Origin of the sequence: Acinetobacter sp. WC-141, assembly GCF_000313935.1 — a bacterium.
Lineage (GTDB): Bacteria > Pseudomonadota > Gammaproteobacteria > Pseudomonadales > Moraxellaceae > Acinetobacter.
Genome location: NZ_AMSS01000050.1, coordinates 25,505 through 47,841 on the forward strand (window position 1 = coordinate 25,505; position 22,337 = coordinate 47,841).

The 22,337-nt window shown below is 39.5% G+C and carries 23 protein-coding genes; 4 read left to right on the forward strand and 19 right to left on the reverse strand.

Annotation, left to right across the window (positions count from 1 at the left end; translation table 11 throughout):
• Positions 1 to 27: 27 nt before the first annotated feature.
• Positions 28 to 1,008 carry a phenylalanine--tRNA ligase subunit alpha gene (gene pheS / locus ACINWC141_RS09760; RefSeq protein WP_009390854.1) on the reverse strand — a complete coding sequence of 327 codons (981 nt, stop codon included), beginning with the start codon at positions 1,006 to 1,008 and terminating at the stop codon, positions 28 to 30.
• A 158-nt stretch (positions 1,009 to 1,166) separates the two neighbouring features.
• Here pheS and ACINWC141_RS09765 point away from each other — a divergent pair, with 158 nt between their 5' ends.
• Entirely contained in the window at positions 1,167 to 2,159 is a 993-nt protein-coding gene (locus ACINWC141_RS09765) for a hypothetical protein (protein WP_009390785.1), read from the forward strand.
• A gap of 49 nt (positions 2,160 to 2,208) precedes the next feature.
• Here the strand turns inward: ACINWC141_RS09765 and rplT are convergent, their stop codons facing one another.
• Both rplT and rpmI read right to left on the reverse strand, forming a co-directional pair.
• Positions 2,209 to 2,568, reverse strand: coding sequence for a 50S ribosomal protein L20 (rplT, locus tag ACINWC141_RS09770; protein WP_000124858.1), 360 nt, complete (start codon positions 2,566 to 2,568; stop codon positions 2,209 to 2,211).
• A gap of 11 nt (positions 2,569 to 2,579) precedes the next feature.
• Positions 2,580 to 2,774, reverse strand: a complete 195-nt coding sequence (gene rpmI / locus ACINWC141_RS09775) for a 50S ribosomal protein L35 (protein WP_003655048.1) — start codon at positions 2,772 to 2,774, stop codon at positions 2,580 to 2,582.
• Between the two features lie 236 nt (positions 2,775 to 3,010).
• Here rpmI and nreB point away from each other — a divergent pair, with 236 nt between their 5' ends.
• On the forward strand, positions 3,011 to 4,264 hold the full coding sequence (gene nreB, locus ACINWC141_RS09780) for a nickel resistance MFS transporter NreB (protein ID WP_009390704.1): 1,254 nt from the start codon (positions 3,011 to 3,013) through the stop codon (positions 4,262 to 4,264).
• A gap of 44 nt (positions 4,265 to 4,308) precedes the next feature.
• Here the strand turns inward: nreB and ACINWC141_RS09785 are convergent, their stop codons facing one another.
• The 4 genes from ACINWC141_RS09785 to thrS all read right to left on the reverse strand — a co-directional run bounded on the left by ACINWC141_RS09785 (position 4,309) and on the right by thrS (position 8,124).
• Positions 4,309 to 4,737 (reverse strand): YqaA family protein, encoded by a 429-nt coding sequence (locus ACINWC141_RS09785; RefSeq protein ID WP_009390683.1) that lies wholly within the window; start codon positions 4,735 to 4,737, stop codon positions 4,309 to 4,311.
• 57 nt (positions 4,738 to 4,794) lie between these two features.
• On the reverse strand, positions 4,795 to 5,415 hold the full coding sequence (locus ACINWC141_RS09790) for a glutathione S-transferase N-terminal domain-containing protein (protein WP_009390762.1): 621 nt from the start codon (positions 5,413 to 5,415) through the stop codon (positions 4,795 to 4,797).
• Between the two features lie 229 nt (positions 5,416 to 5,644).
• Positions 5,645 to 6,196, reverse strand: coding sequence for a translation initiation factor IF-3 (gene infC, locus ACINWC141_RS09795; protein ID WP_080592984.1), 552 nt, complete (start codon positions 6,194 to 6,196; stop codon positions 5,645 to 5,647).
• Positions 6,197 to 6,201: 5 nt separating this feature from the next.
• Positions 6,202 to 8,124 (reverse strand): threonine--tRNA ligase, encoded by a 1,923-nt coding sequence (gene thrS / locus ACINWC141_RS09800; protein ID WP_004794546.1) that lies wholly within the window; start codon positions 8,122 to 8,124, stop codon positions 6,202 to 6,204.
• 395 nt (positions 8,125 to 8,519) lie between these two features.
• Here thrS and ACINWC141_RS09805 point away from each other — a divergent pair, with 395 nt between their 5' ends.
• Positions 8,520 to 10,157, forward strand: coding sequence for an acyl-CoA synthetase (locus ACINWC141_RS09805; RefSeq protein ID WP_009390761.1), 1,638 nt, complete (start codon positions 8,520 to 8,522; stop codon positions 10,155 to 10,157).
• Between the two features lie 46 nt (positions 10,158 to 10,203).
• Here the strand turns inward: ACINWC141_RS09805 and yjgA are convergent, their stop codons facing one another.
• The 9 genes from yjgA to mazG form a co-directional block, all read right to left on the reverse strand.
• Positions 10,204 to 10,740 (reverse strand): ribosome biogenesis factor YjgA, encoded by a 537-nt coding sequence (gene yjgA / locus ACINWC141_RS09810; protein ID WP_004794549.1) that lies wholly within the window; start codon positions 10,738 to 10,740, stop codon positions 10,204 to 10,206.
• Between the two features lie 2 nt (positions 10,741 to 10,742).
• On the reverse strand, positions 10,743 to 11,012 hold the full coding sequence (locus tag ACINWC141_RS09815; protein WP_000567533.1) for an HPr family phosphocarrier protein: 270 nt from the start codon (positions 11,010 to 11,012) through the stop codon (positions 10,743 to 10,745).
• The gene (gene rapZ / locus ACINWC141_RS09820) at positions 11,009 to 11,860 is read right to left on the reverse strand and encodes an RNase adapter RapZ (protein WP_003655028.1); all 852 of its coding nucleotides are present in this window, start codon (positions 11,858 to 11,860) and stop codon (positions 11,009 to 11,011) included. The genes ACINWC141_RS09815 and rapZ overlap by 4 nt, the downstream gene beginning before the upstream one ends.
• 24 nt (positions 11,861 to 11,884) lie before the next feature.
• Entirely contained in the window at positions 11,885 to 12,733 is an 849-nt protein-coding gene (gene panC, locus ACINWC141_RS09825) for a pantoate--beta-alanine ligase (protein ID WP_009390714.1), read from the reverse strand.
• A gap of 3 nt (positions 12,734 to 12,736) precedes the next feature.
• On the reverse strand, positions 12,737 to 13,546 hold the full coding sequence (panB, locus tag ACINWC141_RS09830) for a 3-methyl-2-oxobutanoate hydroxymethyltransferase (protein WP_009390809.1): 810 nt from the start codon (positions 13,544 to 13,546) through the stop codon (positions 12,737 to 12,739).
• Positions 13,547 to 13,592: 46 nt separating this feature from the next.
• Positions 13,593 to 14,075 (reverse strand): 2-amino-4-hydroxy-6-hydroxymethyldihydropteridine diphosphokinase, encoded by a 483-nt coding sequence (folK, locus tag ACINWC141_RS09835; protein WP_009390870.1) that lies wholly within the window; start codon positions 14,073 to 14,075, stop codon positions 13,593 to 13,595.
• A complete protein-coding gene (gene pcnB / locus ACINWC141_RS09840; protein ID WP_009390756.1) occupies positions 14,072 to 15,535 on the reverse strand; it encodes a polynucleotide adenylyltransferase PcnB in 1,464 nt (487 codons plus the stop codon). Before pcnB ends, folK begins: the two co-directional genes overlap by 4 nt.
• Positions 15,536 to 15,660: 125 nt before the next feature.
• Positions 15,661 to 16,065: a ComEA family DNA-binding protein gene (locus tag ACINWC141_RS09845; protein WP_009390824.1), complete on the reverse strand. Its 405-nt coding sequence runs from the start codon at positions 16,063 to 16,065 to the stop codon at positions 15,661 to 15,663.
• Positions 16,034 to 16,840 (reverse strand): nucleoside triphosphate pyrophosphohydrolase, encoded by an 807-nt coding sequence (gene mazG, locus ACINWC141_RS09850; protein WP_009390700.1) that lies wholly within the window; start codon positions 16,838 to 16,840, stop codon positions 16,034 to 16,036. The genes ACINWC141_RS09845 and mazG overlap by 32 nt, the downstream gene beginning before the upstream one ends.
• A 112-nt stretch (positions 16,841 to 16,952) precedes the next feature.
• Here mazG and ACINWC141_RS09855 point away from each other — a divergent pair, with 112 nt between their 5' ends.
• Positions 16,953 to 17,726: an SDR family oxidoreductase gene (locus ACINWC141_RS09855; protein WP_009390896.1), complete on the forward strand. Its 774-nt coding sequence runs from the start codon at positions 16,953 to 16,955 to the stop codon at positions 17,724 to 17,726.
• Between the two features lie 49 nt (positions 17,727 to 17,775).
• On the opposite strand, the gene ACINWC141_RS09860 is transcribed toward ACINWC141_RS09855, so the two are convergent.
• From ACINWC141_RS09860 to ACINWC141_RS09870, 3 genes are read right to left on the reverse strand one after another with little or no spacing between them, the layout of a single operon-like run.
• Entirely contained in the window at positions 17,776 to 20,082 is a 2,307-nt protein-coding gene (locus tag ACINWC141_RS09860; RefSeq protein ID WP_009390684.1) for a RelA/SpoT family protein, read from the reverse strand.
• A gap of 30 nt (positions 20,083 to 20,112) precedes the next feature.
• A complete protein-coding gene (rlmD, locus tag ACINWC141_RS09865) occupies positions 20,113 to 21,504 on the reverse strand; it encodes a 23S rRNA (uracil(1939)-C(5))-methyltransferase RlmD (protein ID WP_009390869.1) in 1,392 nt (463 codons plus the stop codon).
• A gap of 9 nt (positions 21,505 to 21,513) precedes the next feature.
• The gene (locus tag ACINWC141_RS09870; protein ID WP_009390725.1) at positions 21,514 to 22,332 is read right to left on the reverse strand and encodes a 3'-5' exonuclease; all 819 of its coding nucleotides are present in this window, start codon (positions 22,330 to 22,332) and stop codon (positions 21,514 to 21,516) included.
• Positions 22,333 to 22,337: the final 5 nt, after the last annotated feature.

Sequence of the window (22,337 nt, forward strand, 5' to 3'; positions counted from 1 at the left end):
TAAACCTTTTTTAATCCTGAAAAACTGTTAGGCAAATTGGCGTAAGAAACGCACATCATTTTGATAGAACATACGCAAGTCATTAATGCCATAACGCAACATAGCAAAGCGCTCTACCCCTAAACCAAAAGCAAAGCCTTTGTATTTATCAGGATCAATACCCGCAGCACTTAATACATTTGGATGCACCATGCCACAGCCTAAAACTTCTAACCAACGGCCGCGTTCATCCATAATATCTACTTCTGCGCTTGGTTCAGTAAACGGGAAATATGATGGACGGAAACGTACCTTTAAATCTTTCTCGAAAAATTCATTCAGCAGGTTAATTAATAAACCTTTTAATTCAGCAAAGCTGGTGTTTTCAGCAACATACAAACCTTCGATCTGATGGAACATTGGCGAATGCGTCTGATCCGAGTCACAACGATAAACACGCCCAGGGCATACAATACGAATTGGTGGCTCACTTGTTTCCATTGTACGAATCTGTACACCAGACGTATGCGTACGCAGTAAATGAGTAGCATCAAAATAGAAAGTATCGTGCATAGCACGCGCTGGATGGTGACTAGGAATATTTAATGCTTCAAAATTATGATAGTCATCTTCAACTTCTGGACCAGTCGCAACTGTAAAACCAGCTTTAGTGAAGAACTGACAAATTCTTTCTTGTACTTGAGTGACAGGGTGAACTGTACCAACGCGTTGACCGCGGCCCGGCAAAGTAATATCAATCGTTTCACTTGCTAGTTTTTGCTCAAGTGCTGCCTGTTGTAATACCGCTTGACGTTCTGTTAAAGCAGTATTAATTGTTTCTCGAACAGCATGAATCGCAGCACCTTGTACTTTGCGTTCCTCAGGGTCCATTTTCCCTAATGCTTTCGATTGTTCTGCAAGCTGGCTTTTTTTCCCTGTAAATTGCACACGCACCTGATCAAGTGCAACAAGGTCTTGAGCTGCTGCAATGGCAGCAAGCGCTTCTGTGGTCAGGGCTTCCAGTGACATATTAACTCTCAAAGCAACAAATTAAAAAAATATAATAAAACACTGCATTCTAACAGTTTTTCATCAGATTGATGAAGTTTATCCATCATGAAAAATGTATTAGGCAACAAAAAGATAAAACGTATAAGATAATAGCATCGTCAACGAGATCAACTATTATGGCGCTCAATCAAATTTGGAAACAACAACTTACGCTTGTGACATATGGTAATGAATACCTCCGCCAAAATTTAAGCTTCACCCAATGGCGACAACATCATATTTTTGATCATCATAGTTTTCAGTTTCGTGACTTAGCTTCGCAGCATTTACTTGCTCAACACTTTCAAGTTTGGCTAGAGGCCCTAAAAAAACAAGGTACCACGCAACTCAGTTTACATTTATCAAGCCTTCTAAATGAAGAGCAAAATCCAAACAGCAATGTTGAGCTTTTACCTTACACTCATTTTATCGTTAGCCATCAAAATGATAAGAAATTTGCATGGATTTTCGGCCATGAACTTGCTGAATGGTATAACAATGACAATGAGTTTGAAGCCCCCGCTTCACAAACCTGCGAGCTTCGTTTAGAAACTTTCTGGCGTTTTGAACTCAATGAAAAATTATCAAAAAAAGTAGACGCAGATTTAAAAAATCCACCATGGCAAGAAATAGCTGACTTTATGGATAGTGAGTTATTTCGTAGTAAATATGCAGCAGGCTTTGAGGAACCAGAATTTCAAAAAATTTACTTTGATGGCACCAACATTACGAGCCAAGAACCAAGGCTTGCTTTAATTCCAGAGACTTATCCTGCAGATTATGCTCACCAGCTTTTATCTCGTACTCAAGCATTAGCCAATTATTTAGAACAAAAAAAACGTCTTGCAAATGATCCGTTAGGAGAAGAGCTAGACCAAGAACAACTCATTAATTTAAGAAATTTTACGCAAAAGACTGATGATTTGTTTGCCAAACTTATTGTTAAGGCTGCTAATCACTACCAAACAGCTCAAATAATTCCAGTTGCTAAGGTCTCTCCGTTTGAGCAATCAAATGAAATTCCACAACAGTTGAAATCTCACCACCATAAAGGCACTGGTTCAGGCGTTATTAAGCTGATTATTCTAACGATTATTATTTGTGCTCTGGCTTATTATTTTGGGCTTTAAATAAATAAAAAAGACCGCTAAAAAGCGGTCTTTTTTTGAATCTCTAAGCTTATGCAGCTAATGCACCTTTAGCTTTTTCAGCTAAAGCAGCAAATGCTACTGCATCATGCATAGCGATGTCAGCTAATACGCGACGGTCGATGATCACTTGAGCTTTTTTCAAGCCATCGATCATACGGCTGTAAGACAAACCGTTTTGACGAGCACCAGCATTGATACGCGCAATCCATAGAGCACGGAATTGACGTTTCTTTTGACGGCGGTCACGATAAGCGTATTGACCAGCTTTGATTACCGCTTGGAACGCTACGCGGTAAACGCGTGAACGAGCACCATAGTAACCTTTAGCGCGAGCAAGAATTTTTTTGTGACGACGATGAGCCACTACACCACGTTTTACACGAGCCATTTATAATCTCCTTAGATGTATGGGCACATACGACGAACTGAGTTCACGTCAGAAACATGAACCATTACACAGCCGCGTAATTGACGGATACGTTTAGCAGATTTTTTGGTCAAAATGTGGCGCTTAAATGCTTGTTTGCGCTTGAAACCGTGTGCAGTCGCTTTGAAGCGTTTAGCAGCACCACGGCGAGTTTTCATCTTAGGCATAACAACCTCTTTTGAACACCTGTTCGGAACGTTTGCACCATTGCAAAAACGACCTGCAGGTAAGGGAGCCGATATTCTAAAGCATCCCAACTTAAAACAAAAGTAAAATGCTCATTTTTTGATAGTAAATTGTCTATTTTATATAAACGATATTTTTTATAATCAATTATCAAATTATGAGAAAATCCATAAAATCATCGCCTATAATAAGTGCAATCTCCTAAATTCAAAAGAATATGAATACACAAAATGATGCTTTCGCTGCATTGCGGTATCGAGACTTTTCTATCGTTACGATCAATCAGTTTTGCTTAACGCTCGCAATTTTGATTCAAGAAATTATTGTTGCCTATTCATTATATCAAATCACCAAAGACCCACTGACTTTAGGTTTAATCGGACTTGCAGAAGCTATTCCTTTTATTGCCCTTTCTCTTTGGGGAGGCTATTTTGCAGATAGGTTTAATAAACAGATTATTATGAAAATCTGTTTATTTTTCTCGGTTCCGCTTCCTCTGGTTTTATGGTTACTTTTCCACTTACATGGTTTAGGCCATATCAGTGTTAATTTCCTTTCTTGGGGCATTTATGCTGTTATTTTTGGTTTAGGAACAATCCGCGGTTTCTACAATCCTTCTGCAACATCTTTAAAACCATTTTTAATTCCGCGCGAACTTTATGCAAATGGTGCGACATGGACAACGATTGGTTGGCAAAGTGGTGTAATTATTGGACCAATGTTGGGTGGTTTTATGCTTGCTTATTTAGGCCGGGAAACTAGCCTATTTAGTGTGGCTGCCTTACTTACTATTTGCTTTATTTTAATTAACTTATTGCACAAACGTAATTTCCCTAAAATTGAAACTGACAATGTTTTAAAAAGTTTAGGAGAAGGTTTCCGTTTTATCTGGAAAACCAAAATTGTTCTTTGGGCGATTTCTCTTGATTTAGCTTCTGTTTTATTTGGCGGTGTTATCGCGTTATTACCAATTTTCGCAGAAGATATATTAAAAGTCGGCCCAGAAGGGCTTGGATATTTACGAGCAGCTCCATCTATTGGCGCACTTATCACCATGATTGCTTTGACTCGCTTTCCGCCAACTCAGCACGCATGGCGTAACATGTTACTTGCTGTAGCAGGTTTCGGAATATTTACTATTCTATTCGCCTTCTCAAATAATATGTGGTTATCTCTTTTTGCTCTTGCTATGACAGGCGCATGTGACAGTATTTCTGTTGTTGTAAGACAAACTATTTTGCAAATTTTCCCACCAGAAAATATGCGAGGCCGCGTTGCTGCCGTAAACGGTATGTTTGTATCTTCGAGTAATGAATTAGGAGCCTTTGAATCAGGTTTAGCGGCTAAATATTTAGGCACGATTACCGCTACAATTTTTGGAGGCTGTATGACTTTGGTTGTTGTGACTTTCTGTTGGATCAAAACGAATGATCTATTTAAAGTTGATATCACCAAAAGTTCAGAAGATTAATTTAAATAGTTATAAATCAAAGCATCTTCGGATGCTTTTTTATTTTAAATAAAACCCATCACCACCCAGTAAATAAACAAATAGCGCCCTGCTTTAGCAATAATGACAATACCAAGGAAGCGCCAAAAATTTTCTTTGAAGAGTCCAGCAACCAAAGTAATTGGGTCACCAATGATAGGCGCCCAACTCAAAAGCAAGGAGTAAAATCCATACTTATGATAAAAGCGTTGGGCTTGTTCTAAACGCTTTTCAGAAACAGGAAACCACTTATGGTGCTTAAATTGCTCTATCTTTAGGCCTAACCACCAATTGACACAAGAGCCCAATACATTACCCAAAGTCGCTATGCTAACTAAAAGCAAAGCTGAATATTGTTCTTTCAATAATAAGGTGACCAATACCGCTTCAGACTGTAGAGGCAATAAAGTGGCAGCGCCAAAAGCACTGATAAAAAGCAAAAAGTAACTCAGCATAATCAATTACACCAAACGACTTTTCACTTTAAACATTTACTAAATCTAGGCAAGAAATTAAGCTACTTTAATTGATAGTGCTTTCTGAACGGCTGGACGTGCTGTTAAGCGGACAATATATTCTTGTACGTATGGATAGTCTTCAATTTGAATACCTTGCCATTCATAACGTAAAATCCACGGCAAAATTGCCATGTCAGCAATAGAATATTCACCTGCAACAAACTTCTGACCAATTAATTGCTTATTAAGTACACCATATAAACGTTTAGTCTCATTTACATAGCGCTCTATAGCATAGGGGATTTTTTCTGGGGCAAAACGATTGAAATGATGATTTTGCCCAAGCATAGGCCCTAAACCACCCATTTGCCACATAAGCCATTGCTCAACTTCAACTCGCTCTTGCTCATCGGCTGGATAAAATAACCCAGTTTTTCGACCTAAATATTGCAAGATAGCACCCGATTCAAATATAGATATCGGCTCACCACGAGGTCCATTTTGATCCACAATCGCAGGAATTTTATTATTTGGGGAAATTTTCAGGAAATCTGGTTGAAATTGGTCATTCTCTAAAATATTGATTGGGTAAAGGGTGTAATCCAGTCCCATTTCTTCTAAGGCAATTGTGATTTTATGTCCATTGGGCGTTCCCCAATAATATAGATCAATCATTCTATTTTCCTATTCATCGTTATCATGACTGCGTCTTGCGTTATATCATGTTTTAAGAGAGACGATTAGATTTCCAACACTAAAAAATACATAAAATTCGTGAATTGAATTTCTTAAAAAAATACACCAATTGTCGTAAATAAAACTGAATAGAGAAAAGTTAAATGATCTTTTTTTATTGTTATGAGGATATAAAAAAGCACTGCTTTTGCAGTGCTTTTTTTGAGTATTACTTTTTCTTTTTCGGTCCAAGTAACATACCCATTTGACGGCCTTCCATTTTCGGTGCTTGTTCCACAACCCCAAACTCAGCTACATCTGCTTCAATTTTTTGCAATTGAGCTAAGCCAAGCTGTTGATGAGCCATTTCACGACCACGGAAACGTAAAGTGATCTTCACTTTGTTTCCTTCTTCAAGGAATTTCAAAATAGCACGAAGCTTAACTTGATAATCACCAACATCAGTTGCAGGGCGCAGTTTGATTTCCTTCACTTGCACTTGATGCTGTTTTTTCTTCGCATCTTTTTGCTTCTGCTTAAGGTCAAACAAGTGCTTGTTGTAATCCATAATTTTACAAACAGGCGGCTCGGCGTTTGCAACGATCTCAACAAGATCAAGTTCAACCTCTTCAGCAGCACGCAGTGCTTCACTTAATGAAACAATTCCTTTTTGCTCACCTTCAGCACCGACGAGGCGTACTTCTTTTGCACGGATCTCATCGTTAATTGCTGGACGGTTGCTTTTTGCACCTTGTTGTTGGTTACGGTCAGGCTGTTTAATCTTTCTTACTCCACAATATACCGGCCGCGTTCGGCGACGGCAGACTTCACTAAGTCAATGAATGCATCTACTGACATAGTACCTAAATTTTTTCCTGAGCGCGTACGTACATTCACTGTACCTTCTTCAACTTCTCGATCACCAAGAACTAACAGGTAAGGAATACGCTCTAGAGTACGCTCACGAATCTTAAATCCGATTTTTTCGTTTCTCAAGTCAGAAATAGCACGAAGACCATTTTCTTTGAGTTTTGCTACGACTTTCTCACAAGCTTCAGCTTGAGAGTCAGTAATATTCATAACACATGCTTGTAACGGCGACAACCAAGGTGGCATGAAACCAGCGTAGTGTTCAATTAGTATACCAATAAAACGTTCAAAACTGCCAAGAATTGCACGATGCAACATAACAGGCTGATCACGATCATTGTCTTCAGTCACGTAAGAAGCATCTAAACGTTCTGGTAAATTGAAGTCACACTGAATAGTACCACATTGCCATACACGTCCGAGACAGTCTTTCAATGAGAATTCAATTTTCGGACCGTAGAACGCGCCCTCACCTGGTTGTAATTCCCACTCAAGTCCCGCTGCATCTAAAGCATCTGCTAAAGATTTCTCAGCCATATCCCAAAGCGCATCATCACCCACACGTTTTTCTGGACGTGTAGAAAGTTTCATTTGCACTTCTTCAAAGCCAAAATCTTTATAAACATCAAGTGTCAGTTTAATAAAGTCTGCAACTTCTTGACCGATTTGTTCTTTCGTACAGAAGATATGAGCATCATCTTGTGTAAAGCCACGTACACGCATAATACCGTGTAAAGAACCAGATGGTTCATTACGATGGCAAGAACCAAACTCTGCCAAACGAATTGGCAAATCACGGTAAGACTTCAAACCTTGGTTGAAAACTTGCACGTGACATGGGCAGTTCATTGGTTTAACCGCATAATTACGACTTTCAGAATGAGTCGTAAACATGTTGTCAGCGTAGTTTGCCGCATGACCTGATTTTTCCCAAAGCGTAAAATCTACGATTTGCGGTGTTTTAATCTCAAGGTAACCATTGTCTTGCTGAACTTTACGCATGTATTGTTCAAGAACTTGATAAATCGTCCAACCATTTGGATGCCAGAACACCATACCTGGTGCTTCTTCTTGCATATGGAACAAGTCTAAAGCTTTACCAATTTTACGGTGGTCGCGTTTTTCAGCTTCTTCAATACGCTTAATGTATGCAGCAAGCTGTTTCTTATCAGCCCATGCTGTACCATAAATACGTTGAAGCTGTTCATTCTTCGCATCGCCACGCCAGTAAGCGCCAGAGATTTTTGTCAGCTTGAATGATTTTAAGAATTTGGTGTTTGGTACGTGTGGACCACGGCACATGTCCAAATAGTCTTGATGGTAGTACAAGCCCATTTGTGTTTCTTCTGGCATGTCTGCAATCAAGCGTAATTTGTATTCTTCGCCACGTGCAGTAAATTCAGCAATTACTTCATCACGTGGTGTCATTTTTTTAACGACATCGTAATCTTGATCGATAAGCTTTTTCATACGCTCTTCGATCGCTGCCATATCGTCTAATGTAAACGGACGAGGCATCCAGATGTCGTAGTAAAAACCTTCTTCAATGACTGGACCAATCACCATCTTGGCTTCAGGGAATAGCTGTTTAACAGCGTGTCCTACAAGGTGCGCGCAAGAATGGCGAATGATTTCAAGACCTTCTTCATCTTTTGGAGTGATAATTTGTAAGGTTGAATCTTCGGTAATTAAGTCACATGCATCAACTAAGCGATCATTTACTCGTCCGGCAACAGTATTCTTTGCTAGACCGGGCCCAATACTTTGGGCAACTTCCATAACAGATACGGCATGATCAAAACTCTTTTGATCGCCATTTGGCAATGTGATAATTGGCATAAAAAAATCCTTAAGGAGTGATGCCCTATACGAAGGAGCATTTCACCGCGAGATTATGATCGAGGCGAACCTCAAAATATAAAAACGGTGTAAAGCAAAATTAAAAAAACCTGAAAGATTTTACACTTGTTCAAGCAAAGTGAAAACCTTTGAACCCATAAAATCATAAATACATTTTGCTTATCAGGTAAACAGCAATAAATGACTTAAAAAATATATTGGGAAGATTTTTTAAACACGCTCAACGCAAGTGGTTTAAGATGAAGAAAATAGCATTTTTGCTCATTTTCTGACTGAAGGGTATTTCTCTTTAAGACTAAAGCATAGATGCTTTGATGAGTATTAAGTCATATTTTCAAAGAATGAATTAAAAATAGAACACGGAGTTGTTTACCATGGTTAGTGCTTATGATGAATTACCACGCACACCCGCAAACTTTGTTGCATTATCACCGCTACGCTACTTAGAACGTGCAGCTTATATTTATCCAAATCAAGCTTCGATTATTCATGGTAAACGCCAAATTTCATGGAAAGAAACTTACCAACGGTGTTGCCAATTTGCTTCTCAGCTCAAACAACTGGGAATTGAAAAAAATGATACGGTATCAGTCTTATTGCCAAATATTCCAGCCATGGTTGAAGCACATTTTGCAGTTCCGATGGCTGGTGCCGTACTCAATACACTCAATACACGCTTAGATGCAAAAACAATAGCTTTCATGCTTGAACATGCTGAAAGCAAAGTACTGTTGGTTGACCCTGAATTTGTTAATTTGGCAAGAGAAGCTCTCTCTCTTATTCCGGACCAACACATTATTGTGATTGACGTAGCTGATGATGAATATGAAGGTGAAAATCAGTTTATCGGATCTTTTGAATATGAAGAATGGATTGCCCAAGGCGACATTAACTTTACTTGGCATTTACCAGAAGATGAATGGGATGCAATTAGCTTAAACTACACATCCGGAACTACAGGTAATCCTAAAGGCGTTGTTTATCATCATCGTGGGGCTTACCTCAATGCTGCAAGTAATATATTGGCCTGCGGAATGAAACCTCGCGCTGTGTATTTATGGACATTACCGCTTTTCCATTGTAATGGCTGGTGTTTCGCATGGAGTATCGCTGCCAGCGGTGGAACCAATATTTGTTTACGCAAAGTCGACCCAGAATTAGTCATGCAACTCATTGCAGAACATAAAGTTGATTATTTCTGTGGTGCACCTATTGTTCTTTCGATGATTATTAACTTACCTAAAGAAAAACAAACTAACTTTGACCACCATGTTGAAGTAATGGTTGCCGGAGCAGCTCCCCCTGTCGCTATTATTGAAGGCATGCGAAATATGGGAATTAATGTGAACCATGTGTATGGCTTAACAGAAACCTATGGTCCTTCTGCCTTATGTGCTTCGCAATCGGGATGGAATGAGCTTTCAATTGCCGAGCAAGCTCAGCTTCATTCTCGTCAAGGTGTACCTTATCCTTTGCAAGACAGTATGCGTGTGTTAGACCCAGAAACGATGCAGCCTGTACCCAATGATGGGCAAACTATGGGAGAAATAATGTTTCGTGGCAATATTGTCATGAAAGGATATTTAAAGAATCCCCAAGCCACCCAAGAAGCTTTTGCTGGCGGATGGTTCCACACGGGAGATTTAGCCGTTTTCCATCCTGATGGTTATGCAAAAATTACTGATCGCTCGAAAGACATTATTATTTCAGGTGGAGAAAATATTTCATCTCTAGAAGTAGAAGATGTTTTATATAAACACCCCGCTGTTTTAACCGCTGCGGTAGTGGCTAAACCCGATGCTCGTTGGCAAGAAGTGCCATGTGCTTTTATTGAATTAAAGATGGGTGCGACAGCAACGCCTGAAGAAATTATTGCACATTGCCAAAAAGAATTAGCACGCTTTAAAGTTCCTAAAGATGTGGTCATTACAGAAATTCCAAAAACATCGACCGGCAAATTACAAAAGTTTATTTTGCGTGAATGGGCAAAAGAACGCGCAGAAAATATATAGATAAAAAAAGCGACGCTTTGAGCGTCGCTTTTTTATTTAAGTGCATTTAGCCTTGATCAGACAATAATGCAATTTGCTGCACATAGTTAACAAATTTAACTTTTGATGCCTCAATATCTGCTTCACTCGCCTGTTGAGTTTTATCGCGATTGATTCTCAACACATGCTGACGCAAGGTATGACGTTCCGATGCATTATAAATTTTACTAAATTCATTAATTGCAGGATCACCCTGTTCAATCATGCGGTCAACCCAACGCATTAATTGAGCCTGTCTTTTTGCGCCTTGTTGCGGAGTTAAATAAGACAAAATAATCGTCTCATCTTCATTGCGCAATAACTTACCAATACGTTGAAATTGGCGACGACGTGCTTCAAAAGAACTAATGTTCTGCACTTCCATTAAAGCATCAATTAAACGCTCATCAACTGGAAGTTTCTGAATTTGTTTAATAGAAAGTTGTGCGAGTTGCTCACCTAAAGCAGCCATGCGTTGCACTGCTTTTTTCTGTTCAGTTTTACTTGCACGTCCTTCTAAAGAACCGAAATCTTCTTCAGTATAACGTTGGGAACCACGTGCCACGATTAATCTGCCTCATAAAATTTTGCTGCGAATAACGCCTGTACTTCATTTAATGCCTGTTCTTCATCGGTGCCATCAATGACCAATCGCAAAGTGGTCCCTTTACCTGCACCTAACATCAGCAAAGACATAATATTTTTTGCATCTACCAAATGATCGCCTTTTCCAATCTGGATCGACGAACGAAACTTTGTAGTGACCTCTATCAGTTTTCCTGATGCACGAGCATGTAAACCGAGTTTATTAATTACATCAACAGTTGTGTCTATCATGACCAGTGCTTCATTTCTCTGTGTAAGACCTGAACAGACCATTCTGCCTCAAGTGCTTGTTTTAGTCTATCTACGATATAAACCGAACGATGTTGACCTCCAGTGCAACCAATAGAAATCGTCATATAGTGACGATGTCCTTCAGCAAATGCTGGAAGCCATTTTTTTAAGAAGTGAAGAATATCATCAAACATTTCGTTTGCTTGGGGACTTGCTTCTAAAAATTGTCTTACTGGCTCATCCAAACCAGAAAAACGTCTTAATTCTAAATCCCAATGGGGATTTGGTAAATGCCGTACATCAAAAACATAGTCGGCATCTAAAGGAATACCATGTTTATATCCAAAGGACTGCAATATGACAATAAGCTTATCTGACTGCCCTAATTTAGACAGTAAAATATGCTTTAAATCATGAACGCTTTTATCCGTTGTATCAATGTGAACCGTAGCGCGGAACTGGATAGGAAGCAGCAACTGCTTTTCTTCATGAATACATTGCAACAGGCTTTTAAAACGGTTAGCGAGTGGATGTGGACGACGTGATGCACTAAAACGTGCAATCAAATCCTGATCTTGCGTAGTCAGATAAATAACATCAACAGTGCCATGTCTTTGTAATTGCTCAAAAACATGGTCGAACTCTTGCATATCTGCCCGAGTACTTCTCACATCCACACCTAAAGCTAATTGTTCCAGATTATTTTCATGATCAAGCTTTGCTACAATTTCAGGCAGCAATGCCAAAGGCAAATTATCAATACAGTAATAGCCCAAATCTTCTAATACTTGAAGGGCTGAAGATTTTCCTGAACCAGACTGTCCTGTCACGATAAGTATACGCTTCATGGCATGGCTGTCCTTTGATCTCTTTTATTGGGGTGTAAAGGCGACTTCTAAATTATCAATCAAACGTGTTGCTCCCAGTTTTGCCGCGACAAATAACACAATATCACGATCAAATTGAGTAGCAGGTAACAGATTTGTCTGACGAGCTTCGACATAATCAACAACAAAACCATTATCTGTCAACTGAGTTTTGATATCTTCTATAACTTGTTGCAAATCTTTGCCTTGATGTAACTGTTGCTCAGCGTGCTTCAAACTTTGATAAATAACCGGAGCCACCTGACGGTGCTCAGCACTTAAATAACCATTTCTTGAGCTAAGTGCCAAACCATCTGCTGCGCGAACAATTGGTACACCAATTACTTCTAAAGGAATATTTAAATCTTGTACAAACTGGCGAATAACGGCTAACTGCTGGTAATCTTTTTGTCCAAAGAAAGCGTAGTTCGGTTGCACAATATTAAAAAGCTTAGTTACAACCAAAGCTACACCATCAAAATGTCCTGGACGTGAACTACCGCATAAAGCATCGGTAATCTGGCTGACACTAATGTTAGTTAAGCGCGGTTGTGTACCGTACATTTGCTCAACTGATGGCGCAAAAATAATGTCACAGCCGACATCGGCAAGTAGACGACTATCTTGCTCTAAAGTACGAGGATAGTTGTCAAAATCTTCGCCCGGTCCAAATTGAGTCGGATTTACAAAGATGCTTACAACCACAACATCACATAGCTTTTTCGCTTCACGAACAAGAGTGAGATGTCCTTCATGTAGATTTCCCATGGTTGGGACAAAACCAATAATTTTACGTGCAGCTCTAGCAGGATTTAAAGAAGCTGCAAGACCTTGTATGGTGGTTTCTGTTTTCATGAATTACAGCTCAACGTGAAAAGTATGTTCTTTAGCAGGGAATGACTGATCAAGTACCGCAGCATGATAAGCTTTAAAAGCATCTAAAATGGCAGTTTCACCTGATTGTTCTTTCATAAAGTTACGTACAAAACGCGCAACTCGGCCAAAAGTTAAACCTAACATATCTTGTACAACCAATACTTGGCCATCGGTTGCATTACCTGCACCAATACCAATTACAGGCGTATTTGGGAATAATTCAGCAATTTCTTGTCCCAACTGAGCAGGAACACATTCAAGTAATAATACCGCTGCGCCCGCCTCAACTACTGCTGTACAATCAGCAATAAGCTGATCTGCTGCTTCACGTGTTCTAGCTTGTAATTTATAGCCACCGAATACATGTACAGATTGAGGTGTTAAGCCTAAATGTACACAAACAGGCACACCATTACGGGTTAAAACCTGCACGATTTCACTCAACCATGCACCACCTTCGATTTTCACCATTTGAGCGCCGGCTTGCATGACTGTTCTTGCGTTTTGCAAAGCATCATTTAATGTTGCATAACTCATAAACGGTAAGTCAGTCATAATCAAGGCATGCTGGTTACCACGACGAACAGCTGCCGTATGATAAGCCATATCTTCAACAGTTACTGGCAAAGTTGAATCTCGCCCTTGAATTGCCATTCCAAGAGAATCACCAATTAAGATTGTATCAACTTCGGCAAGTTCCATTGCTTTTGCCATGCTTGCATCGTAGCAAGTCAGGCAAGAGAACTTGCGTCCTTCGGTTTTAAATTTTCTTAAGTCACTTAGACTAATCATGATGATATCCTCTACAGGAGTTCGCAGAACATAATGAATCGAGAGCTTAAGCCCAAGACTCATCAGCAAGTACAGTCAGTGTCGGCTGCTGTATCAGCTCTAAATCTTTGAGTGGCTGACCATTCAATTGTAAATCTGCATCTAAATCTAATAAGGGAATTACAACAAAATCTCGTTGTAAAATTCCTATGTGCGGCACAGTTAAGCGCTCATTGTGAATTTTTTCATTGCCATATATAAGCAAATCCAGATCTAAGGTTCGCTCACCCCAACGGCGAAGTCGCACACGACCGGCTTCTTGCTCAAAACGTTGCAAATGATCTAGCAAATCTAAAGGTGCAAGATTCGTATTTAATTCTGCAACTGCATTTAAATAATTTGGCTGATCTTGAGGTCCCATAGGTGGACTTTGATAAAGTCTAGAAACTTTAACCATTCCTAATGTTTTAAGCTTAGCAATGGCTTCAGTTAAAATTTGACGTGAATCGCCTAAATTACTTCCTAAACCAATATAAGTGGTGATTGTCATTGCGTTGGCCCAAAAACAACTTGGCTTAAATCGCGTTGTACCCGCTTACGTTTTAAAATTGGATGATCACCCGTCACACCTGCTTCGGAAGTAGTTGCTTTTTCAACAAATCGGCTTACTGCCTGATCTGTTCTCGTACGTTCTTTTTTCCCACGACGAGTGCGTGGTTCCGGAATATCAACCAAAGGTTCAATTTCCGTTTCAACTTTATTACTTTCAATCGGCTCAGCAGCTACCTTACGACGGTTTTTAGCTTTTTGACGATTATATTGGCTAATAGCAGCTTCTTTTTCGTCATTTGACATTTCTTGGTAGGTTTCCCACCAACTTCCCATTCCTTGTGTTGTGTCATCACCTGACTTTTCACGAAGTAACAAGAAGTCAAAACCAGCACGGAAGCGAGCATGTCCTGCCAATGCCTCTATTTGCTGTGGTTTTGGATTGAGCAAACGGGTTTGCATTTCCCAAACTTCACGAATAAAAGTTTCTGCAAAGCGAGGAATAACTGTGCGTGTTGCTTGACGTTTTAAGACATCTAAACCAGCCTGTGCGCGGGCTTCAGCTGGCACGATACCTTTAGATAAATAAAATTCACAACGCTCTAAAAACGGCTGCCACAATAACACTGCATAGAAAAATGCAGGGTTAATGGTTTTACCTACTTGGATACGTTGATCTGTATTCTTTGCTGCTCTTTGAATGAATGGCGTAAGATTAGGCTGAACATCGGCAAAAAGTTGCTTCCAGACACCAAACTCAATCAACATTGGCAAAACACGCGCCAAATGCCCCATTGTGAACAGCTTTTGAGATTCATCATATAAACGATGCGGAGAGACATCACGCAATAGTTGCGTCATTTCGGCATTAAATATATCGAGAATATTTGAATCAATTTTGAAATTTAATTTGGCTGCAAAGCGTAGCGTTCTAAGCATACGCACAGGGTCTTCTTCAAAGCGCTGTGCGGGATCGCCCAATAAACGCAAAGTTTTGTTTTTAACATCGTCAATCGCTTTACAGAAATCGAGCACAATACTCTTGCGCGGTTGGTAATATAACGTATTGATAGAAAAGTCACGTCGAGCAAAGTCTTGCTCGATAGTACCCCAGTTATTGTCACGTAAAATCATGCCCGAGGCACTCGTAACTGCTTTTTTAGGGGGGGCACGGAATGTTGCAACTTCAATAAGCTCACGCCCAGAATACACGTGTGCTAATTCAAATCGACGACCAATAATTCGGCAACGTCGGCCAAAAACTTCTTTAATTTGAGAAGGTGTCGCATTGGTGACTGCATCGAAATCTTTAGGATTAAGCCCTAGCATTAAATCACGGACACCACCCCCAACAATATAAGCCTCATAGCCAGCTTTATTCAGGCTATCGATCACATCTAAAATCGAAGAAGGAAGTTGGGCTGTGGACAAACCACATTTTGACGCTCGCAAGGTTTGCAAAAGACGCTGTCTCCTACGTCAGTACGTAAATAACAAGTTGTCGCTAATCATAGCTCTAACGCACACAAAGGGCAATTTGATTCTCTGTAGTTTGCGTATGAAATGACAATTGACAAACACATGATTTATAAACTCAACCGCGCTTTATTCTTTTCAAAAATGGCTGGACCTATGCCCTTTACGTTTTTAAATTCATCAATATTTTTAAAGCCACCATTCTTTTGACGGTATTCTACAATCGCCTGAGCCTTTTTCTCACCAATCCCTTTTAGCTTTTGAAGCTCATCAATAGTGGCTTGATTCAAGTGAATTTGCCCTGAAGAATCAGTCATTGTTGTACTTTTTGCAGCATTAGAATGAGAGGAGTGTTGCATGCTCAACTTCTGATCATACATCTGCTGTTTAGCCTTCCACTCCTTAAAATTTTGATCAAAAGATTGGGCTTGAATCATTGTTGATGAAATCAAGCTCCCAAATAAAATAATAAAAATATAATATTTACTCTTCCAAAGACTCATGCTGATCTGCATGTGTTTTTTCCCCTAACTTTAACTGTCGCTTTGCCTGATTCCACAATTCATCCATTTCAGACAAGGTCATGTCCTCTAATGTTCTTTGCTGTTTGTGCGCTTGATCTTCAATAAAAGCAAAACGGCTTCTAAATTTATGTATTGTTGATAAAAGTGAAGTTTCACTTGAAATCGCAAGTTTACGTCCTACATTCACCAATGAAAACAGGCAATCTCCAAATTCATCTTGAATTTCATCCATATTTTGATTTTTTAGTGCCTGCTTGAATTCATCTAGCTCTTCTTCTAGTTTTGTATAAGCATCTTCTACGGTTTCAAAATCGAACCCAATTTTTGCGACATTTTTTTGAATTTCCTGAGCTTGATTTAGTGCTGGCCCATGTTTAATTTCATCTAACCTTGATTGCGGCATTCCTTGTTTTTCTTGCTGTTTAATTTGTTTCCATAACTCACTTACTTGTTCAGAGCTTAAGTTATTAAATTGATCCGCCTGAAAAACATGTGGGTGACGACGAATTAACTTTTCACAGATCGATTCCACCACATCGTTAAAGTTAAAAGCGCCTTGCTCACTAAACATTTGTGATTGAAACACAACTTGTAATAACAAATCGCCCAGCTCATTTCTGATTTCATCGATATCGCCCTGACGAATAGCAGCCTCGACCTCATAGGCTTCTTCAATCGCATATTTAGTAAGAGTCATAGGTGTTTGCGCCTGATCCCACGGACATTTTTCACGTAATTCTTGCATAATTTTAAGCAACTTATCCATGGTAACCCTCAAGTTCAAAAAGTCGGTCAGTCAAACTAAGATTTTAATTTGTTATGATCAAAATCAAAGCGATTAAATCAGTCGCACTATTGTACTGACAAAGAGAAAAAAGATGAGATACAGTATTCTGATTAGTGGCGCCGCTCAAGGTATTGGGGCTGAAATTGCACGTGTATTCTACAAACAGGGATATAAAGTAGGTATTTATGATATTAATGAGTCGCTTGCTCAAGAATTGGCAAACGACTTGGGGCCAAATGCCTGTGCTGGCTATTTAGATGTAAGTGATTACAGTCAGTGGCAAAGCATATTAAAAGAATTTACTGACTGGGCTGGCGAACTCAATATCTTGGTGAATAACGCTGGCATTTTATATTCTGGTGCATTTGAAACAACTGATATTAAAGCTCACCAAAGAACAATAAATATTAATGTAAACGGCGTTATCAATGGCTGCCACGCGGCACTCCCCTATTTAAAGCAAGCTTCTTTTGCACGTGTTATCAATCTTTCGTCAGCTTCTGCAATTTATGGACAAGCCGATTTGATTTCTTATTCAGCCAGTAAATTTGCTGTTCGGGGGATTACTGAAGGCTTAGATGTAGAATGGAAAAAATATGGTATTCGTGTTTTAGATGTGATGCCGCTATTCGTACAAACTGCAATGGTCAACAATATGAATGCAGGCACTATTCAAAATATGGGGATAGATTTGACACCAAATGATATTGCTCAACAGGTACTTACGCTCGTAGAGAAAAAGGCTCATTTCTGGACACCTACTCACACTCCAGTTGGCATAAAAACTAAGCTGCTTTATCAACTCTCGACCTTAAGCCCGCAGTTTTTAAATCGACTAACCAATATTTATTTATCAAGAAAGTGATTTTTAATAAAAAGGCTGTCATTTGACAGCCTTTTTTTACTCAATTTGGTTAAACACCTTGAATCATGCGTCGCGCACTAATGATTCCCGGCTGCTGCTCTAAGCGTGCCAACAAACGAGAAAGCTGGGCTAAACCTTTAACCTCAATTAACAATTTCATATTCGCAATACCATCTGCTTCAGAAATTGTATTGACCTGACGAATATTGATTTGGTCAGAGAAAATCACTTGAGTTAAGTCTTTAAGCAGACCACGACGATCATAAGCTTCCACCACAATTTGAACGCTTTGACCACGTGTTGGCTGCATTTCCCAATCGGCTTCAACAGCACGCTCTGGTTCTTGCTTAATCATACGCTGATAGTCTGAACAAATGACTTTATGGATGCTAACACCACGATTCAAAGTAATATATCCAGCGATTGACTCACCATGTACGGGCTGACAGCACTGCGCGATATGCAGCTCTACATTGTCTAAACCATCAATTAAAATTCCGTGGGCCGATAACGTATGGCTAGCACGTGGATTTAATGCTGGTTTAAGCACTAGTTCAGGTTCATCCTGATCTAGATGCATTTGACGATTCACCTGATTAATTAAGGCATGTAAGCTAATATCACCGCTTACCAGACTCACCAAAATATCATCACCCGTTTTCACGTTAAAATGTGATGAATAATCGTTTAGGTCGATACTTTTTGGATGAATCGCTAGACGAGCTAACTCTTTATTAAGAAGCTCACGGCCTACTTCAAGATTTTTACTACGGTCTTGTTGTCTGAACCAATGGCGTAGCTTGTCACGGGCACGAGAGGTTTTAATATAACCTAAAGAATTCACCAACCAATCTCGGTTTGGATCACGATCTTTTTTAGTTAAAATCTCAACCTGCTCACCCGTTTTTAAAGTATAGGTAAGTGGCACATAACGCTGGTTAACTCGCGCTGCGTAACATTTATTTCCTACTTCCGTATGCACATGATAAGCAAAATCTAAAACTGTTGAGCCACGTGGCAATTCCTTAATGTCACCATCACGACTGAAAACATAAATCTTTTCAAAGCCTTCAAAGTCTTGTAACTGTTCAAAGCCTTCTGTTTCATCTTCGTTTTGATGTACCGTCGTTTCATTGCGTTCTTGGTAGTGTTCTAGAACAGCACGCAATGAATGCAAACGATGATTAAAGGAATGGTCAGTATTCTTCGAACCTTCTTTATAGTTAAAGTGCGAACATACACCTAACTCTGCTTCGTCGTGCATCTCATGAGTACGAATTTGTACTTCAAGCGATTTATTCTCGGCAATTACAGCAGTATGCAAAGATCGATAGCCATTTGCTTTTGGGTTGGTAATATAGTCATCAAACTGATGCGGAATATGACGCCAGATTTGATGAACGATACCTAAAGAGTGATAACACTCAGGAACACTATTCACCAATACACGTAAGGCACGAATATCATAAAGCTGATCAAAACTCAGGTTTTTGCTTTTCATTTTTCGATAAATCGAATAAATGTGTTTTGCTCGACCTGTAATTTCTGCCTCAATTCCGTAAGACGCCAACTCATTTTTTAAACGGTCAATGACGAACTGAATATAATGTTCACGCTCTAAACGTTTTTCATTCAGTAATGAAGCAATTTCTTTATAACGGTCTGGAGCCAAATAACGGAAAGCTAAATCTTCAAGTTCCCATTTAAGCTGGGCAATACCGAGTCGATGCGCCAATGGCGAATAAATAGTAAGAATTTCACGTGCTACGCGTTCTTGACGTTCACGAGAGGAATTTGCCAGCTCTCGTAAAGAATAGGTACGTTCAGCAAGTTTAATTAAAACAACACGAACATCTTCGGTGACCGAAATCAGCATTTTATAAATGCCACTTAAATGTTCTCGTTGATTGTTATTAAAGTGGTCTTCTAACCGCTTATTTTTCTCAATAAGTTCCGAGAGTTTACCCATTGCCAAAGCGCCTTTGACAAGGTTATAGACCTGCTCTCCGAATTTCTGTTTTACTTCTTCTATATCAGTAATGTCCTCACGAACACTACGATAGAGCATTGCTGCCGATAAAGTATCTTCATCTACATGGAGATGCGCTAGAATGTCGGCCATTCCAACGCCTGTAGCAAAAGTATTGGAGCGATGATTAACCGTTGAGTCTAACTCTTTTTGCAGGGTCTCATTCGCAACCTTTTCAAGCTGTTCAAGCTTCGCCCCATCTAATATTTCACGCACCCGATCCAACCATGAGGCTAAACCGATTTGCGTTTCGGCGGCATGCTCTACAGTCGTTTCCTCGGACAACTCAGTTAGTTGTTCAGGTAACTGTTCACGTACTGTGACCATACCATTCTCCTCAATATGTAACTCATGTTTTTAATCGTTTATCTCTTGAATTTTTTCAAATAGTGCAATGGATTCAACATGTTCTGTATGCGTAAACATGTCCATCACCGCTGCTTTTTTTAACTGGTAACCATATTGGACCAAAACACCCGCATCCCTTGCCAGTGTAGCTGGATTACATGATACATAAACGATTCTTTTTGCTCCAAAATTTGATACATATTGCATAATTTCATATGCACCAGCACGAGGAGGATCAATTAATAATGCATCAAATCCTTGATTTGCCCAAGAATGATGCGAAAAATCTTTTGTTAAATCTTGTGTAAAGAAGGTTGCTTGCACCAAACTATTGCTTTTTGCATTAGCTGTTGCGCGCTTCACCATTTCTTCACTCCCTTCCACACCAACAACCTGACCACTCTCACCAACACATCGAGCTAACGGGAGCGAAAAATTGCCTAATCCACAAAATAGATCAAGTACTTTTTCACCCGGTTGCAATTGAAGCAATTCACATGCCAATTGGACCATTTGTTCATTTACTGTGGCATTGACCTGAGTAAAATCCAATGGCGAAAAAGCAAAATTTACATTAAACCTCTCTAAAGCATAATGTAAACGTAAAGCGCCTTTTTCATCATCAATACGATGAATGCTTTCAGGCCCCTTAGGTTGCAAATACAACTGCCACCCCTTGTCTAACGCAAATTGCTTTAATTGGTTGACATCAGAATTGTTTAATTTTTCTACATGACGAACCAATAAAGAAATTTCATGATCACCTTTTGCTAATTCTACATGACCAATATGCGCTTTGCCTTTTAGACTTTGGAGTAAAATACGCAGCTCAGGCAAACTATTTGATAAATTTTTATCCAAAACACTACAGCTATGGATAGAAGTTAAGCGATTACTATGATGTTCACGAAACCCCATAATTAAGCGATCTGGTTTAGGCAAATAGCGCACACCGATTCGTGCACGACGACGATAATCACTTTGTAAAGATCGAATCGGCTCTAACCACTGTTCAGGTTGAATACCTGCAAAATGCTGTAAATGCGATTGAAGCACACTTTCTTTTAAACGAATTTGTTCATCAGGATGAATATGCTGCATGCTACAGCCACCGCAAATACCATAATGAGGACAAATTGCATCTATACGATGAGTTGAAGGCTCTCCTAATAACTGCACCATCTCTGCTTCTTCAAGACGCTTCGCTTGATGGGTAATCTGAGCCTTTACAGTTTCTCCGGGCAATGCATAACGAATAAAAACTTTCTTGCCATGCTTATCTGCTGGATGATCAGGATGAGAACCATAATGCGCAATTCCCCGCCCCTCATGAGAAAGTGTTTCAACTTGAAAAATATATTCAGGTTGTTGGGGCTTGCGAGATTTGGCTTGTTGTTTCAAAGAATGAACCTAAAAATCTAAAGGATTAAAATAGTGTGAAGTAAATTCAGTATGTTTCGAGGTACGTTCCCATACTTCAAGAAAATCTGCTTGCTGAGGAATATTTTTCAAATAATCAATACTAGAGTTTACCCAATCATTATGCTCATCTACAGTTAATTGCCCTTTTAATAGCAACCAACGTATATAGATAAACCATGTATTCAGTACATCTCCTTCACAATAACTGGTCAGTTTTAACCACTGCTGTGTATGAACATATTCCGGCACATGATAACCCGACTCACCGCGTTTCCCCGGCAAACCTAAAATGCAGGCAATATCATCGAGCTTCTGAAAATTACGTCCGTTAAACATTGCCATCACATCCATTAAATCAATGTGGCGATGGTGATAACGGTTTTGGTAATTATTAAAACGCTTCTGGCTATCAATTTCGCCTTGATCAAATAGGCCCGGTGCAGAAAGGCCATGATACATCGCGCGAAATAGAATAACGGGTAAGTCAAATTGCGAACCATTCCAACTTACTAAAGTCGGATGACGCTTATCAAAAATTGACAAGAACTTCTGCAAAATCTCAGCTTCAGAATATTGTTCCCGACTAAAAGAGAATAATCTGAAACCAGATTCATCAATCCATAGGCCAGAAATACAAACAATTTCATGCAAAGGTAAGCGCTGGAAATCCATGCCTGATTCTTGACGGCGCAGTTTAGTCAATGCTTGCTCTACATCAGCCTCTGGTAAATCAAGATGATATAAATGCGCTCCCGCTTTTAAATCAGTTAAAGTTTCAATATCAAAAACTAAGGTAGGGAAACGCATTATTT